The organism is Stappia stellulata, assembly GCF_020176715.1.
GTDB lineage: Bacteria > Pseudomonadota > Alphaproteobacteria > Rhizobiales > Stappiaceae > Stappia.
On record NZ_JAIVMF010000021.1, the window covers coordinates 16,827 to 32,207 of the forward strand.

General features: G+C 67.0%; 14 protein-coding genes. 6 read left to right on the forward strand and 8 right to left on the reverse strand.

The window, feature by feature from the left end; genetic code table 11:
- The first annotated feature begins 98 nt into the window (after positions 1-98).
- Positions 99-1,454 (forward strand): MATE family efflux transporter, encoded by a 1,356-nt coding sequence (locus tag LC092_RS18610; protein ID WP_224808971.1) that lies wholly within the window; start codon positions 99-101, stop codon positions 1,452-1,454.
- Positions 1,455-1,463: 9 nt separating this feature from the next.
- Here the strand turns inward: LC092_RS18610 and choV are convergent, their stop codons facing one another.
- From choV to LC092_RS18625, 3 genes are all read right to left on the reverse strand, one after another.
- A complete protein-coding gene (gene choV, locus LC092_RS18615; RefSeq protein ID WP_224808973.1) occupies positions 1,464-2,492 on the reverse strand; it encodes a choline ABC transporter ATP-binding protein in 1,029 nt (342 codons plus the stop codon).
- A complete protein-coding gene (gene choW, locus LC092_RS18620; RefSeq protein WP_224808975.1) occupies positions 2,489-3,334 on the reverse strand; it encodes a choline ABC transporter permease subunit in 846 nt (281 codons plus the stop codon). The genes choV and choW overlap by 4 nt, the downstream gene beginning before the upstream one ends.
- Before the next feature lie 172 nt (positions 3,335-3,506).
- Positions 3,507-4,454 carry a choline ABC transporter substrate-binding protein gene (locus tag LC092_RS18625; RefSeq protein WP_412103611.1) on the reverse strand — a complete coding sequence of 316 codons (948 nt, stop codon included), beginning with the start codon at positions 4,452-4,454 and terminating at the stop codon, positions 3,507-3,509.
- Between the two features lie 304 nt (positions 4,455-4,758).
- Here LC092_RS18625 and betI point away from each other — a divergent pair, with 304 nt between their 5' ends.
- From betI to betB, 3 genes are read left to right on the forward strand one after another with little or no spacing between them, the layout of a single operon-like run.
- Entirely contained in the window at positions 4,759-5,337 is a 579-nt protein-coding gene (gene betI, locus LC092_RS18630) for a transcriptional regulator BetI (protein ID WP_224808977.1), read from the forward strand.
- Between the two features lie 3 nt (positions 5,338-5,340).
- Complete coding sequence (gene betA, locus LC092_RS18635; RefSeq protein ID WP_224808979.1) at positions 5,341-6,996, forward strand: choline dehydrogenase; 1,656 nt, start codon at positions 5,341-5,343, stop codon at positions 6,994-6,996.
- A 40-nt stretch (positions 6,997-7,036) separates the two neighbouring features.
- Positions 7,037-8,500 (forward strand): betaine-aldehyde dehydrogenase, encoded by a 1,464-nt coding sequence (betB, locus tag LC092_RS18640; protein WP_224808981.1) that lies wholly within the window; start codon positions 7,037-7,039, stop codon positions 8,498-8,500.
- Between the two features lie 27 nt (positions 8,501-8,527).
- Here betB and LC092_RS18645 read toward each other — a convergent pair whose 3' ends face one another.
- From LC092_RS18645 to LC092_RS18655, 3 genes are all read right to left on the reverse strand, one after another.
- Positions 8,528-9,385 (reverse strand): DUF4344 domain-containing metallopeptidase, encoded by an 858-nt coding sequence (locus LC092_RS18645; RefSeq protein WP_224808983.1) that lies wholly within the window; start codon positions 9,383-9,385, stop codon positions 8,528-8,530.
- A 140-nt stretch (positions 9,386-9,525) separates the two neighbouring features.
- Positions 9,526-10,629, reverse strand: coding sequence for a quinone-dependent dihydroorotate dehydrogenase (locus LC092_RS18650; protein WP_412103612.1), 1,104 nt, complete (start codon positions 10,627-10,629; stop codon positions 9,526-9,528).
- Positions 10,630-10,631: 2 nt separating this feature from the next.
- Complete coding sequence (locus LC092_RS18655) at positions 10,632-10,973, reverse strand: DUF952 domain-containing protein (RefSeq protein WP_224808986.1); 342 nt, start codon at positions 10,971-10,973, stop codon at positions 10,632-10,634.
- 190 nt (positions 10,974-11,163) lie between these two features.
- Between LC092_RS18655 and LC092_RS18660 the strand changes: the two genes are divergently transcribed.
- Positions 11,164-11,832 carry a S24 family peptidase gene (locus LC092_RS18660; protein WP_224808987.1) on the forward strand — a complete coding sequence of 223 codons (669 nt, stop codon included), beginning with the start codon at positions 11,164-11,166 and terminating at the stop codon, positions 11,830-11,832.
- The gene (locus LC092_RS18665) at positions 11,829-12,794 is read left to right on the forward strand and encodes a thermonuclease family protein (RefSeq protein WP_224808988.1); all 966 of its coding nucleotides are present in this window, start codon (positions 11,829-11,831) and stop codon (positions 12,792-12,794) included. The genes LC092_RS18660 and LC092_RS18665 overlap by 4 nt, the downstream gene beginning before the upstream one ends.
- 17 nt (positions 12,795-12,811) lie before the next feature.
- Here the strand turns inward: LC092_RS18665 and LC092_RS18670 are convergent, their stop codons facing one another.
- Both LC092_RS18670 and LC092_RS18675 read right to left on the reverse strand, forming a co-directional pair.
- On the reverse strand, positions 12,812-13,531 hold the full coding sequence (locus LC092_RS18670; RefSeq protein ID WP_224808989.1) for an SGNH/GDSL hydrolase family protein: 720 nt from the start codon (positions 13,529-13,531) through the stop codon (positions 12,812-12,814).
- Positions 13,532-13,571: 40 nt separating this feature from the next.
- Positions 13,572-15,236 carry a lysine--tRNA ligase gene (locus tag LC092_RS18675; protein WP_224808990.1) on the reverse strand — a complete coding sequence of 555 codons (1,665 nt, stop codon included), beginning with the start codon at positions 15,234-15,236 and terminating at the stop codon, positions 13,572-13,574.
- Between the last annotated feature and the right edge of the window lie 145 nt (positions 15,237-15,381).

Consider the following 15,381-nt stretch of genomic DNA (forward strand, 5'->3'; position numbering starts at 1 on the left):
TGTGCATGCAAGGTGTATCCTTCGCCGGATGCCCGGTCGGCGAAGGCGATTCCATCGATCGGGCACCGCCCGCCCGATCAGTCTTTACGGACACGCCCGTGCATCCCGCCCGTTCCGCGCAGTCGCGCGCCATTCGCCCCTTTGACGTGACCAACCGCACGGTGTTTGCCATCGCGGTGCCGATGACGCTCGCCTATCTGTCGACGCCCCTGCTCGGGCTGGTCGACACCGCCGTCATCGGGCAATTGGGCGACGCGGCGCTTCTCGGCGGCATCGCGCTCGGCGGCATCCTGTTCGATCTGGTCTTTGCCAGCTTCAATTTCCTGCGCTCCGGCACCACCGGCCTGACGGCACAGGCGGTCGGGGCGGGCGACGGCAAGGAAGAGCGCGCGGTGCTGTTTCGCGCCGGCCTGCTGGCGCTTGCTCTCGGGCTTTGCGTGGTGGCGCTGCAGGTGCCGATCCTCTCCGCCGGCCTGTGGCTGATGGGCGGCAGCGAGGCGGTGAAGGCGGCAACCGCCAGCTATTTCACCGTGCGCACGCTTTCCGCGCCCGTGGCGCTTTTGAACTACGCCTATCTCGGCTGGTTCATCGGGCGCGGCCAGTCGATGACGGCCCTTCTGCTGCAGACCGGCCTCAACGGACTGAACATCGCGCTGTCGGTGTGGTTCGTGCTCTATCTCGACTGGGGCGTGGCGGGCGTCGCCGGCGCCACCGTATTGAGCGAACTGGCAACGGCAGGCGTCGGCACGCTGCTTGCCATGCGAGCGCTCAGCGGGCGGGCCTGGCCGTCTCGGGCGCGGATCTTCAACATGGCGCGCTTCAGGCGGATGATCGCGCTCAACCGCGACATCCTGATCCGCTCCTTCGCGCTGATCTTCGCCTTCGCCTTCTTTGCCTCGCGCTCCGCCGTTCAGGGCGACACGATCCTCGCCGCCAATGCGATCCTGGAGAAATTCTTCCTGATTTCCGGCTACTTCCTCGACGGGCTGGCAACCGCCGCCGAACAGCTCGCCGGCAAGGCGGTGGGCGCGCGCTACCGCCCGGCCTTCGACAAGGCGGTGCGGCTCAGCGTCCTGTGGGGCTTCGCGCTGGCGCTCGTGGCAGCGTTGATCTTCATGGCCGGCGGCCAGGCGCTGATCGACTTCATGACGACGGCGGAAGACGTGCGCGCCGTGGCGGCGACCTATCTGCCCTGGGCGGCGGCGACGCCGCTCCTCGGCGTGCTCGCCTTCCAGATGGACGGGGTGTTCATCGGCGCCACCTGGTCGCGCGACATGCGCAACATGATGCTTGCCTCGCTGGCGCTGTTTCTCGCCGCCTACTGGGTGCTGTTCCCGCTCCTCGGCAATCACGGCCTGTGGCTGGCGTTCTCGCTCTTCATCGCCGCGCGCGGACTGACGCTTCTCGCCATATCCAGAAAGCGCGCGGCGGAAACCTTTCCCGAAACGGGCTGACGCGGAGCGTCAGCGCAGGCAGTCGAGGATCTCCGCCTCGTCGATCAGGCCGATGGCCGCGCCCGCGTCCTCCACCACCAGCGTTCCGGCACCCTCGCGCTTCATCGCGATGACCTCGCGCACCGGCGTTTTCGGCGCGCAGCGAACCGCGTCGGCCGCCGGCGTCTCGCCGTTGAGCGGACGCATGATGTCGCGCGCGCGCAACACGCCGAGCGGGTTCATATGGGCGACGAATTCGGCGACATAATCGGTCGCCGGCTTGCGCACGATCTCCTGCGGCGTGCCGAGCTGGATCACCCGCCCGCCTTCCATGATGGCGATGCGCGAGCCGATCTTGGCCGCCTCGTCGAGATCGTGGCTGACGAAGACGATGGTCTTGCCGAGCTTGTCCTGCAGCGCCAGAAGCTCATCCTGCAGGTGATCGCGGATCAGCGGGTCGAGCGCGGAAAACGGCTCGTCCATCAACAGGATCGGCGCGTCGGTCGCAAAGGCGCGCGCCAGGCCGACGCGCTGCTGCATGCCGCCGGAGAGCTCATGCACGAACTTGTCGCCCCATTGCTCCAGGCCGACCAGCTCGAGCTGCGCGTCGACCTTTTCCTTGCGCGCCCGCGTCCCCATGCCGGACAGCTCCAGCCCGAAACCGACGTTGTCGCGCACGCTGCGCCAGGGCAGCAGGGCGAACTGCTGGAACACCATGGCGATGCGGCTGCGCCTCAGCGCCCTGAGCTCCTGCGGCGAACAGGTGGACGGATTGACCGCATGGTCGCCGTTCTGCACCCAGACCTCGCCGCGCGTGACCCGGTTGAGCCCGTTGACGGCACGCAGCAGCGTCGACTTGCCGGAGCCGGACAGGCCCATCAGCACGATGAGCTCGCCCTCCCTGATATCGAAGCTCGCGCCGGCGACCCCGAGGATCTGGCCGGTCTGTTCCTGGATATCCACCCGCGACACGCCCTGGTCGACCAGCGGCAGCGCAAGTTCGGGCTCGTCGCCGAAGACGATATCGACGTCCTTGAAGGTGACTACTGCCTCGCTCATTGACCGTGCCCCTTTTCATCCCTGCGGAAGAAGCGGTCGAGCACGATGGCCACCAGCACGATGGCGATGCCGACCTCGAAGCCCTTGGCGATGTTCACCGTGTTGAGCGCGCGCAGCGTCGGCACGCCGAGCCCATCGGCGCCGACGAGTGCCGCGATCACCACCATGGAGAGCGACAGCATGATCGTCTGGGTCAGGCCGGCCATGATCTGCGGCAGCGCGTAAGGCAGTTCCACCTTCCACAAAAGCTGCGACTTCGTCGCGCCGAAGGCTTCGCCCGCCTCGATCAGCTGGGTCGGCGTTGAGGAGACGCCGAGCTGCGTCAGGCGGATGGGCGCGGGGATCGCGAAGATCACGGTCGCGATCAGGCCCGGCACCATGCCGAGGCCGAAGAGGATCAGCGCCGGGATCAGATAGACGAAGGTCGGGATCGTCTGCATCAGGTCGAGCACCGGGCGCATGGCGGCGAACAGGGCCGGCCGGTGCGCGGCGGCGACCCCCAGCGGCACGCCGATGATCATGCACACGCTGGTCGCGGCGATGACCAGCGACAGGGTTTCCGTGGTTTCTTCCCAATAGCCCTGGTTGATGATGAAGAGCATGCTCAGCCCGACGAAAAGCGCGAAGCTCGCCTTGCGGCGCACCGCATAGGCAAGTGCTGCGGCAAGCGCCACGACGACCAGCGGATGCGGTGTCTGCAGGAGCCAGAGGATCGCGTCGATCAGCGTCTCGAGCACCGCCGAGATGCCGTCGAAGATCCAGTAGGCATTGTCGGTCAGCCAGTCGACAAGCACCTGCGCCCATTTCCCGATGGGCAGTTTGTGTTCCGTTAGCCACTCCACGGCCGTCTTGCCCCCACGTCTTGTGTTTGCCGGTCCCGCCCTCGCCGTGGGATGCCGCCAGGAGCGGCATGCCGTCGCGAACGCCCGACCGTCTCCTTACGAAAGATCCGGGGCGCGGATCCTCTGCGGTTCCCGCGCCCCGGTCGGTTTCAGTCTTGCCGGATCGCTCGGATCACAGGCCGAGCGCTTCCTTGGCGGCCGCCATGGCATCGCCGCCGTCGAAGGTGGTCACGCCGTCGAGCCAGCCGTCGAGAACGCCGGGGTTTTCCTTCAGCCAGGCGGTCGCGGCCTTGTCCGGATCGGTGCCGTCGTTGAGGATGGCGCCCATGATCTCGTTTTCCATCTCAAGCGAGAAGACGAGATTTTCCAGGAATTTGCCGACGTTCGGGCATTCGTCGCGATAGCCGGCACGCACGTTGGTGTAGACGGTCGCGCCACCGTAGTTCGGACCGAAGACGTCATCGCCGCCGGAGAGATATTCCATCTCGATGTTGGCGTTCATCGGATGCGGCGCCCAGCCGAGGAAGACGACGTCTTCATCGCGCTTGGTCGCGCGGGCGACCTGCGACAGCATGCCGGCTTCCGAGCTTTCGACGATCTCGAAGCCCTTGAGGCCGAACTGGTCGGCCTCGATCATGTCGATGATCAGGCGGTTGCCGTCATTGCCGGCCTCGATGCCGTAGATCTTGCCTTCGAGATCGTCCTTGAACTTGGCGATGTCGGCGAAGGACTTCAGACCCTTGTCATAGGTGTATTTCGGCACGGCGAGCGTGTATTTCGCGCCTTCCAGGTTGGCGCGCACAGTCTCGACGGAGCCATCCTCGCGGTAGGCCTTGATGTCGGCTTCCATCGTCGGCATCCAGTTGCCGAGAAAGACGTCGATGTCCTTGTTCTTCAGCGACGCATAGGTCACCGGCACGGAGAGGATCTTGACCTCGCTCTCGTAGCCCAGCGCATCGAGCACCACGGAGGTGGCGGCGGTGGTTGCCGTGATGTCGGTCCAGCCGACGTCGGAGAAACGCACGGCCTTGCAAGCGTCTGCTTCGGCGGCAAAGGCGCCGCCGGCGGTCAGCCCGAGGGCAAGCGTGGCCGCGCCGAGGCGCATGGCAAAAGTCTTCATCTGGTTCTGTCCTCCAAGTTGTTGCCGGGCGATTCGCGCCAGCCCCTGATGATGTGTCAGCGACGCGGGACTTCACTGCCGGCCGCAACACGCTCCGTGCGCCGGCACTCGGTCCCGAACCGGATCCGCTGGTCGGCAACGGCCGTTTCCGCAGCGGTCCGCTCGCGTCGGCGCATGTAAGCACTTTTGGCGCTTTCGCGCAAATGCCGGCGCGTTTCTCGTTTTTTTGTTGATTGAATGATCAATCAAAATTACTCCTTGTGCGCTATGGGAAAAATGCGCCCGACAGGAAACGGACCCGCTCATGCCGCGCATCGGAATGGAAGTGCATCGTCGCAAGGCGCTGATCGACGCGACCGTGGAAACGATCCATGTGCGCGGATTCGGCGATGCGACGATGTCCGAGATCGCGCGCCGGGCGGGGGTCTCGGGCGGGCTAGCGCATCATTATTTCGGCTCCAAGGCCGGATTGCTCAACGCCACCATGCGGTCGCTGCTGCTCGACCTGTCGAAGGAAACACAGGCGCGCATGGCCAAGGCCGATGGCCCGCGCGAGCGGCTATCGGCGATGATCGGCGCGAGCTTTTCCCCGACGCAGTTCCAGCCGGCGCTGATCTCGGCCTGGCTTGCCTTCTACCTGCAGGCGCGCACCGACACCGAGACCCGCCGCCTGCTGCGCATCTATCACCGGCGCCTGGTGTCCAACCTGGCCCATGCCTTTGCCGCGCTCCTGCCCGGCGACCGCGCCCGCGCCGCGGCGGAAGGAACCGCCGCGCTCATCGACGGTTTGTGGCTGCAACGGGTCTTCGCCGACGGCCCGCCGCAGCCGCGTTCGGCCATTCGCCGCGTCGAGGACTATGTGGAACGCCAACTCACGGACTGACCAATGCTTGAGGCAACGCATATCGTGATCGGTGCCGGCTCCGCCGGCGCCGCCCTCGCCTATCGGCTCTCGGAAGACCCGGATGCGCGCGTTCTGATTCTGGAGGCGGGCGGCAGCGACGTCGGCCCCTTCATCCAGATGCCGGCCGCGCTCAGCTATCCGATGAACATGAGCCGCTACGACTGGGGCTTTGTCAGCGATCCCGAACCGCATCTGGGCGGGCGGCAGCTGGTAACGCCGCGCGGCAAGGTCGTCGGCGGCTCCTCCTCCATCAACGGCATGGTCTATGTGCGCGGTCACGCCCACGACTTCGACACATGGGCCGAAATGGGGGCGCAAGGCTGGTCCTACGCCGATGTCGCCCCCTATTTCGAGCGCATGGAGAACGCGCATGGCGGCGAAGCCGGCGTGCGCGGAACCTCCGGCCCGATGCATGTCACGCGCGGCACCAAATGGAGCCCGCTCTACAACGCTTTCATCGAGGCAGGCCGCCAGGCCGGTTACGAGACGACGCCGGACTACAACGGGCTGAAGCAGGAAGGCTTCGCCGACATGGAGATGACCGTGTGGCGCGGCCGCCGCTGGTCGACGGCCAACGCCTATCTGAAACCGGCGCTGAAACGCGCGAACGTGAGGCTTCTGACCGGCGTCAACGCCCGGCGGATCATCATCGAGAACGGCCGCGCGACCGGCGTGGAGTTCACCCGCGGCAACGGGGTCGAGACGGCGCAGGCCTCGGCGGAGGTGATCGTCGCGGCATCGGCGATCAACTCGCCGCGCCTCCTCATGCTGTCGGGCATCGGCGACGGCGAGGCGTTGAGTGAGCTCGGCATCGAGACGGTCGCGCATCGGCCGGGCGTGGGGCAGAACCTGCAGGACCATCTGGAACTCTACATCCAGCAGACCTGCACCCAGCCGATCACGCTCTACAAGCACTGGAACCTCGTTTCCAAGGCCCTGATCGGCGCACAATGGCTCTTCACCGGCACGGGTCTCGGCGCCTCCAACCACTTCGAAGCCTGCGCCTTCATCCGCTCGCGCGCCGGGATCGAGTATCCAGACATCCAGTATCACTTCCTGCCCTTTGCCGTGCGCTACGACGGCAAGGCGGCAGCGGAAGGCCATGGTTTCCAGGCGCACGTCGGGCCAATGCGCTCCAAGTCGCGCGGCCGCGTGGCGCTGACTTCCGCCGATCCGGACGCGGACCCGTCCATCCTGTTCAACTACATGTCGCATCCCGACGACTGGGAGGAGTTCCGCACCGCCATCCGCCTGACCCGCGAGATCTTCGGCCAGGAGGCCTTCGCGCCCTTCCGCGGGCACGAGATCCAGCCCGGAGACAGCGTGCAAAGCGACGCGGATCTCGACGATTTCATCCGCGAGCACGCCGAAAGCGCCTATCATCCCTGCGGCACCTGCCGGATGGGGCGCGCGGACGATCCGGGTGCGGTGGTCGACCCGCACGGCAGGGTGATCGGCGTGGAGGCCTTGCGTGTCGCCGACAGCTCGATCTTTCCGCAGATCACCAACGGCAATCTCAACGCACCCTCGATCATGGTGGGCGAGAAGATCGCCGATCATATCCTCGGCCGCACGCCGCTGCCGGCCAGCAACCGGCAGCCCTGGATCCACCCCGATTGGCAGACATCGCAGCGCTGACGCGCGACACCTGCCCCGCGACACCTGAAAGGAGACGCCCATGCGCGCCCAACCCGCAGCTTCCCATTTCATCAACGGCACACCGCATGAAGATCCTGTCGGCCAGTTGCTGGAAAGCCGCTATCCGGCGACCGGCGAGGTGATCGCAAGTCTCCGCGCCGCAACGCCGGAGACAGTGAATGCCGCCGTCGCCGCCGCGCGTACCGGCTTCAAGGTCTGGGCCGCGACGCCGCCAGTAGAACGCGGGCGCGTGCTGCGCCGTGCCGCCGACATCCTGCGCGAACGCAACCGCGAGCTCTCCGAACTGGAAACGCTCGACACCGGCAAGCCCTTGCAGGAAACGCTGGTGGCGGATGCGGCGTCGGGCGCCGACTGCCTGGAGTATTACGGCGGGCTCGCCGCGACGCTGACCGGCGAACATATCGATCTCGGCGGGTCCTTCGCCTACACCCGCCGCGAACCGCTCGGCGTCGTCGGCGCCATCGGCGCCTGGAACTATCCGATCCAGATCGCCTGCTGGAAGGCGGCGCCCGCGCTCGTCTGCGGCAACGCGGTGGTGTTCAAACCCTCCGAGGTCACGCCGCTTTCCGCCCTGAAGCTTGCCGAGATCCTCAAGGAAGCCGGCCTGCCGGACGGGGTCTTCAACGTCGTGCAGGGCTTTGGCGAAACCGGCGCGCATCTCGTCTCCCACCCCGATGTCGCCAAGGTGTCGCTGACGGGCTCGGTGCCGACCGGCAAGCGGGTGGCGGCGACGGCGGCCGAAACGCTCAAGCACGTCACGCTGGAGCTTGGCGGCAAGTCGCCGCTGATCATCTTCGACGATGCGGATCTCGAAAACGCCGTCTCCGCCGCGATCAACGCAAACTTCTATTCCAGCGGCCAGATCTGTTCCAACGGCACCCGCGTCTTCGTGCAAAAGGGCCTCAAGGAGGCCTTCCTTGCCCGGCTCGCGGAGCGCACCGCCAAGGCGCGCATGGGCGATCCGATGGACGAGAGCGTCGACACCGGGCCGCTGGTCTCGCAGTCGCAGCTCGACAAGGTGATGGCCTATGTCGCGAAGGGTGTCGACGAAGGCGCGCGGCTCGTGTGCGGCGGGACGCGGGCAACCGTCGAGGGCTTCCCCGACGGGCTCTTCGTCGAGCCGACGGTCTTTGCCGATGTCGTCGATCACATGACCATCGCGCGCGAGGAGATCTTCGGCCCCGTCATGTGCGTGCTCGACTTCGAGAACGAGGACGAGGCCATCGCCCGCGCCAATGCCACGGAATTCGGCCTTGCCGCCGGCGTCTTCACCCGCGACCTGCAGCGCGGCCACCGGGTGATCGCGCAGCTTCAGGCCGGCACCTGCTGGATCAACACCTACAATCTGACGCCGGTGGAAATGCCCTTCGGCGGCTACAAGATGTCCGGCATCGGGCGCGAGAACGGCCATGCGGCGATTGCCCACTACAGCCAGATCAAGTCGGTCTATGTGGAGATGGGCGACGTGGAAAGCGCCTACTAGAGGCGAACCCCATTCGGCGACGGCGGGTCACTTGCCGTCGTCGAGCACCTCCAGATAGATCTGCGCGAAGGCTTCCAGAAGCTCGTAGCAGATCGTCACCTCGCGCGCCTGCGGATCCCAGAAGGCATTGGCTGTGCCGCAGCTTTCGCTCTTGAAGGTCACCGGATTGGGCAGCCGGTAGAGATCGTCCATCTCCTCCGCGACCAGCTCCATCACCTCGGAGCCGCGCAGGATCTCGGCAAACACTGTCAGATCGTCGGGCGCCGCCGCATGGCGGACGGTGATCACCGGATCATAAAGCTCGCCCTTTTCCCGCACATAGGGCTCGGTGACACGATCCCAGGACGCCACCGCCTGATCGTAATCCTCGGTGCAGGTGTCCATCCGCTCTTTCGGGAGGTCGAGGTCCCCGGCCAGGTCGCGAAACGCTGACCGGTCGCTGCCGACCATCAGGCACAACACGGCGTATCCGCGTTGCGGGTCGAGATCGTGCTGCTCGTGAAAGACCAGATCCTGCGCGTCGTCGCCCATGCCGAGGAACCAGCCGAGCATCGCCTGCGACAGGAGGTGATCCATCTCGGCATTGTCCGACTGCAACATCGCCAGGGTGGCAAGCGCGTCGACCGCGTCTTCCTCCTGCCCGAGAACGGGCAGATCCAGCTCCGAGACCAGCATGTGCCCGGCCTCGTGATAGACCGTGAACAGCACGTTGCCGTCGACGAAATCGATCAGCGCGTCGAGGTCTTCGTCCGACAGGGCCTCAAGGCGCTGCGCCAGACCGCCCGTTTCCGCGGCACGGGCGGAGCGATCCGCCGCGCCGGACGAGAGCAGCACGGCGGCGGCAAGACATCCAAGGGCTGCAAGCCGGCGACCTGTTGAAAACATTCCGCACGCCATGGGCACATCCTTGCATGACCTTCGCCGACGACGATCGGCGGCAAACGATCATGCCGCGCGCACGCGCCCCCGGCAATGCGCTTTCGCCGCTCGCAAACGGCATGGAGCCGACCCGAAGGACCGAGGTGTCAGCTCTCCAGATCCGGATCGAGCCGCGCCCAGGCGTCGGTGTTGGTGCCGACGGCCTCGTCCAGCGAGGACAGGCCGTGACGGTCGAGACACCGCGACAGGTGGCGCAGGATCTTCGCCACCAGCCCCGGCCCCTCGTAGACCATGCCGGTATAGAGCTGGATCAGGTTGGCGCCGGCGGTGATCTTGGTCCAGGCGGTCTCTCCGCTGTCGATCCCGCCGACTCCGATGATGGGAAGCTCCGGCCCGACGCGCTGGCGCATGCGGGCAAGCGTCACCGTCGCGCGCCGGAACAGCGGACGTCCCGAAAGGCCACCGGCCTGGGCTGCCCCCGCACTGTCCTTCAGACCATTGCGTGCGAGCGTCGTGTTCGACACGATCAGCCCGTCGAGCCGCGCGGCAAGCACCTCGGCGGCGATGTCGTCGAGTTCCGCCTCGACCACATCCGGGGCGATCTTCAGGAAAACCGGCACCTTGCGGCCATGGCGTTCCGCGGCCGCGTCGCGCGTCTCCATCACCCGCGACAAAAGCTCGGCAAGGGCGGCGCGCGCCTGCAGGTCGCGCAGGCCCGGTGTGTTGGGCGAGGAGATATTGACCGCGAAATAGGAGGCGAGATCCGCAAAGGTCTCGATGCCGGCGGTATAGTCGGCGATCCGGTCCTCGCTGTCCTTGTTGGCGCCGACATTGACCCCGACGATCCCGCCGCGATGCTTGCGCGCCTCCAGCCGAACGCGCAGGGCGGCATGGCCGTCATTGTTGAAGCCAAGCCGGTTGACCACGCCCTTGTCGGCGACCAGCCGGAAGACGCGCGGGGTCGGGTTGCCCGCCTGCGGGCGCGGCGTCACCGTGCCGACCTCGGAAAACCCGAAACCGAGGCGCAGAAGCGCGTCGGGCACCTCGCCGTTCTTGTCGAAGCCGGCGGCCATGCCGAGCGGATTGGGGAACGTCAGATCGGCGATTCTGACGCTCAGCCGACCGTCCTGCGGTACCCTGCAGGCCGGCACGGCACCGGTGGCAAGCGCTTTCACCGTCAGCCCGTGGGCGGCTTCCGCATCCAGCATGAAGAGCGCACGCCGGGCCGCGCCGTCGACCAGGTCGCGCAGCATCACAGCTCCTCCGGGAAACGGTGGCGACCGTCGGCATCGAGCGGAAGCGGCTTCACCCAGACGACCGCGTTCATCTTCAGATCGTCATAAAGATGGGGAAACAGCGCGCCGCCGCGCGAGGGCTCCCATTTCAACGCGTCGCCGAGAGTGTCCGTGTCGACCGCGATCAGCAGAAGGTCCGTCTGCCCGTGGAAATGTTTGGCCGCCGTTTCGCCGAGCTGATCGGCGGCGGAAAAATGAATGAACCCGTCGGCAAGGTCGACCGGCGCGCCGGTATAGACACCGGCGGCCTCCGCTGCACGCCACGCGCCTTCGGGAGAGATTTTGTATATCAGGGACATGGCCGAGGTACCTTCTGAGCGGGTGCGGATTTCTCCCGCCCGCAATAAAGCCGGGCTGCGCGCAAGACAAGGGAAAGCGCGCGGCGCGGGGTGGCACTTTGTCCGGTTTAGGAATATATACCGTAGCGGGGATATCCGTTCTGGAGGGGCGCAGAGGCACAATGGTGCCACCAAGATACGGGGCCGCAAGATGCTGTCGCATGAAAGCGTATGGACCGCCATCGACCGGCTTGCCCGAGACCATGGCCTGTCTCCCTCCGGCCTGGCGCGGCGCGCGGGGCTCGACCCGACCACCTTCAATCCGTCCAAACGCACGGCGTCGGACGGGCGCCCGCGCTGGCCGTCGATGGAATCGATTTCCAAGATCCTTTCCGCGACAGGGGCCAGTTTTTCGGAGTTCGTCGACCTCCTCGAGCGCCGTGCGGACCGCCTGCCGATTGCGTCCGACACGCGGCGCGCCGACGACGCCCTGCCCCTGCCGGGGGGCCTGTCCCTTGCCGAAACGCACGCTCACCCCACCAGCGGCTTTTTCCATGACGGCGGCTATCCGGAATTGACCGACTGGCCCGTTGCGGCGCCGGACGCCCCCTCCCGGGATACGGCGATCCGGGTCTGCGGCGACGCGCTGCTGCCGCTTTACCGGGATGGCGACATCGTCGTCGTCTCGCCGGCCGCCCGTATCCGCAAGGGCGACCGCGTCCTGCTGCGGCTGACCGACGGAACGCTGCTCGCCCATGTGTACGAGCGGCGCACGCGCGCGCGCATCCATGTGCGCCCGCTGCTGGAGAACGCGGAAATCGTCAGCTTCGCCGGCCCCGAGGTCGACTGGGTGGCGCGGATCATCTGGGCAAGCCAGTGAGCCGCCCGTCCTCCTGGCGCATGCGCCTGGGCGCAACGGCGCTCGGACTGGCCGGACTGGCGGGCGCGATCGTGCTGCTGGCCGGCGGCGACCTGCCAACGAAGGGGCAAACCGACCGGCAACCGTCACCGCAAGCCGGCGATACTCCGCCCGCGCGCCTGGAGGCCCCGGAACAAACCGGACAGGCCAGTGCCCCGGTCGAAGCCCCGCCGCGCGCGGCGCTGCCTGACGCGCCGCTGCCGGAGACGATCCGCAATGTGACACCGGCCGACATCCTGCCGCCGCCGCCGGTGCAAGGGCCGCTGAAGCGGGTCGAGGCCAAGCTGCCGGATCTGCCGAAGGTCGAGGTTCCCAAGGACCTGACCTTCCGCCGCCCGCTGGTGCTGGATGCCGGCACACTGCGCCACAAGAGGCTGACCATCCGCCTCGCCGGCCTGAACGGGCCGGCCCTTGCCGAGACCTGTCCGTCGCGGCTCGGCGGCACATGGCCCTGCGGCCGGCGGGCGCGGACCGCACTTCGCGCCTTCGTCAGGCGGCGCGCCGTCACCTGCGACGCGGTGACCGAGATTTCGCCCGGCCTGATCTCCGCACAGTGCCGGCGCCAGGACACGGACCTCAGCGACTGGATGGTCTCGCAAGGGTGGGCCCGTCCGGCAGACGATGCTCCGCAAGCGCTGCGGGACGCGGGCGAGGCCGCACGGTCCGGGCGCAAGGGCATCTGGCAGCTCGACTGGCGCGGGGATCTGGACCGGCCGGCGCAGACCGCAGACGACGATCCCGCCGCAGCCGAAGGCGGCCCGGACGCGCAACCGGCGCCGGAGGCCGGCGGCGCCGTGCTGGAGGGGCTCCTGGGAGACGTCGAGATCATCGATACACCGTGGCACCCGCAAAGCGCGGAGACGCCCGATCCGCAAGACCCGCAAGTCCCGCTCTCCGGCACGGGCGAACGCCTGCCGGACTGAACGGCAGGCCGGTGGCTTCAGCGGTCCGCGTGCATGTGCGCGGCCAGATGCGCGGCCCATCCGCAAAATCCCGCTTCGGAGGGGTGAATGCCGTCGTCGCAAAAGGCCTCCGGCACGAGGCCGCGCATTGCCGGGATCGCACGCGCGCCGCGCTCGCGGCACAGGCATGCGCCGGTCGGATCGAGCACGGACACGCGAAGCCGGAGAATGGCCGCCAGATGCGGCGGCAGACCCGGAACGTCGGCGGGATCAAGCATGCGCGACCAGTAGAGCCGGCTTTCGGGAAAGCGCGCCTTCACCGCGTAGATCAGCCCACCGAACTCCCGCAGGAACCGCCTGCGGGAATGGTAGTTCTTCATGTCGTTGAAGCCGACCGACAAGAGCACATGCGTGTAGGGCACAGGCTCCAGATTGTGGACGACGTGATCGCGCAACATGCCGGCGGTGGCGGAATTGAACCCCGCCGACCGCCATTCCACCGGCCGCCCGGCCCGCTCGCTGAGCGCTTCGGCCAGGCAGGGCGCGAGGCCGTCTTCCTGACGCTTCAAACCGACGGCGGCGGCCGAGGAATCGCCCAGAACCAGCAGCCTGAGCGGGTCCCCCGCCTCCGCCCCGACGCGCCCGGAGACCGGACCCGGCGGCGGCGGATGGCGATGGATGCGGGCGCGCACGCGCATGCCCTCGACCGCATAAAGCGGCAGGACAAGCCAGCTCAGAACCGAGGCGAACGCACCCATGCCAGTTCCTCTATCGGCAAGCCGGTATGTCCGGACCGCCTTACGCCGCCGACAGTTCGCCGGACAGCGCCTTGGCGATCAGCGCCCGGGTCTCGTCGATGCCGTAGAGCGCGACGAAGGAGCCGAAGCGAGGTCCCCGCTCCTGCCCGAGCAGCAGCTTGTAGAGCGCGGAGAACCAGGCAACGGAGACGCCCGGCCCGCCGTCGGGGCTTTTCTTTTTCTCGTCCTGATAGCGCTCGATCCCGCGCGCCACGTCGAGCACGGCGTCCTGAATGGCCGACCCGTCCGCATCCGCCGGGAGCGACGCGAGTTTCGCGTCGAGGGCGGCCAGCGCCGCGCGCTCCGTCTCGTCGGGCGCGTGAAAGGTCTTCGCCGGCTTCACGAAATCCTCGAAGTAGCGGATCGCATAACCCACCAGCTCGTCGAGCTTGGGATGGGTCGCGGCGGTGACCCCCGGCGCATAGCGCGAGATGAACGCCCACAGCACATCCTTGCTGTCCGCATTCGACGCGGACACCAGGTTGAGCAGCATCGAGAACGGCACCGGCAGGTCGACGGCCGGCGGATTGCCCGAGTGGATGTGCCAGACGGGATTGCCGAGCTGCTGCTCGACGGGCATTTCCGGGAACTTCTGCGCGAAGGTGAAATACTCGTCGACCGCCTTCGGAATGACGTCGAAGTAGAGCTTCTTGGCCGTCTTCGGCTTGGTGTACATGTAAAGCGACAGGCTCTCCGGCGAGGCATAGGCCAGCCAGTCGTCGATGGTCAGGCCGTTGCCCTTCGACTTGGAGATCTTCTGGCCGTTTTCATCGAGAAAGAGCTCGTAGTTGAAGCCTTCCGGCGGCGGACCGCCCAGCACCTTGCAGATCTTCGACGACAGCGTGACGCTGTCGATCAGGTCCTTGCCCGCCATCTCGTAGTCGACGCCAAGCGCGAACCAGCGCAGCGCCCAGTCGGCCTTCCACTGGCACTTGACCCGGCCGCCGGTCACCGGCGTCTCGACCTTCTCGCCCGTTTCCGGGTCGATATAGACGATGGTGCCCTTCGACACATTGCGTTCCACGGTCGGCACCTGAAGCACCGTGCCGGTGCGCGGGCACACCGGCAGGAACGGCGAATAGGTCTCCTGACGCTCCGGGCCGAGTGTCGGCAGGATGATGTCCTTGACCTTGTCGTAGACGGCAAGCATGCGCAAAAGCGCCTCGTCGAAGCGGCCCGAGGTGTAATAGTCGGTCGCCGAGGCAAACTCGTACTCGAAGCCGAAGCGGTCGAGGAAGGCGCGAAGCCGCGCGTTGTTGTGATGCGCGAAACTCTCGTGCCCCGCATCGAAGGGATCGGGCACGCGCGTCAGCGGCTGGCCGATGTAGCGCTGCATGTCCTCGCGGTTCGGCACGTTTTCCGGCACCTTGCGCAATCCGTCCATGTCGTCGGAGAAGCACAGAAGGCGCGTCGGCACCTTGTCCTCGGTCAGCAGGCGGAAGGCGGTGCGCACCATGGTCGTGCGCGCCACCTCGCCGAAGGTGCCGATATGCGGCAGGCCGGAGGGGCCGTAGCCGGTCTCGAACAGCACCGGCCGGTCGGCGCCGCGCGCCTCGACCCGTTTCAGCAGCTTTCGCGCCTCCTCGAACGGCCAGGCTTTGGAAGCCATGGCCGCCTCTCGCATGGAGGGGGACAGATCGAGCGTCGGCAGCGAAACTGAGGTCATGTTCGGACCATTGTCGTTGGAGTGAAAAAGAGGGCCGTCGCCGGCGCAGGCGCGGGCAAACGGCGGGCGGACACTACTGGATGCGCCGCACAAACGGAACAGGGTCGCAGCAAAAAAGCCGCCGGCACCGGCCGTGACATTTCGC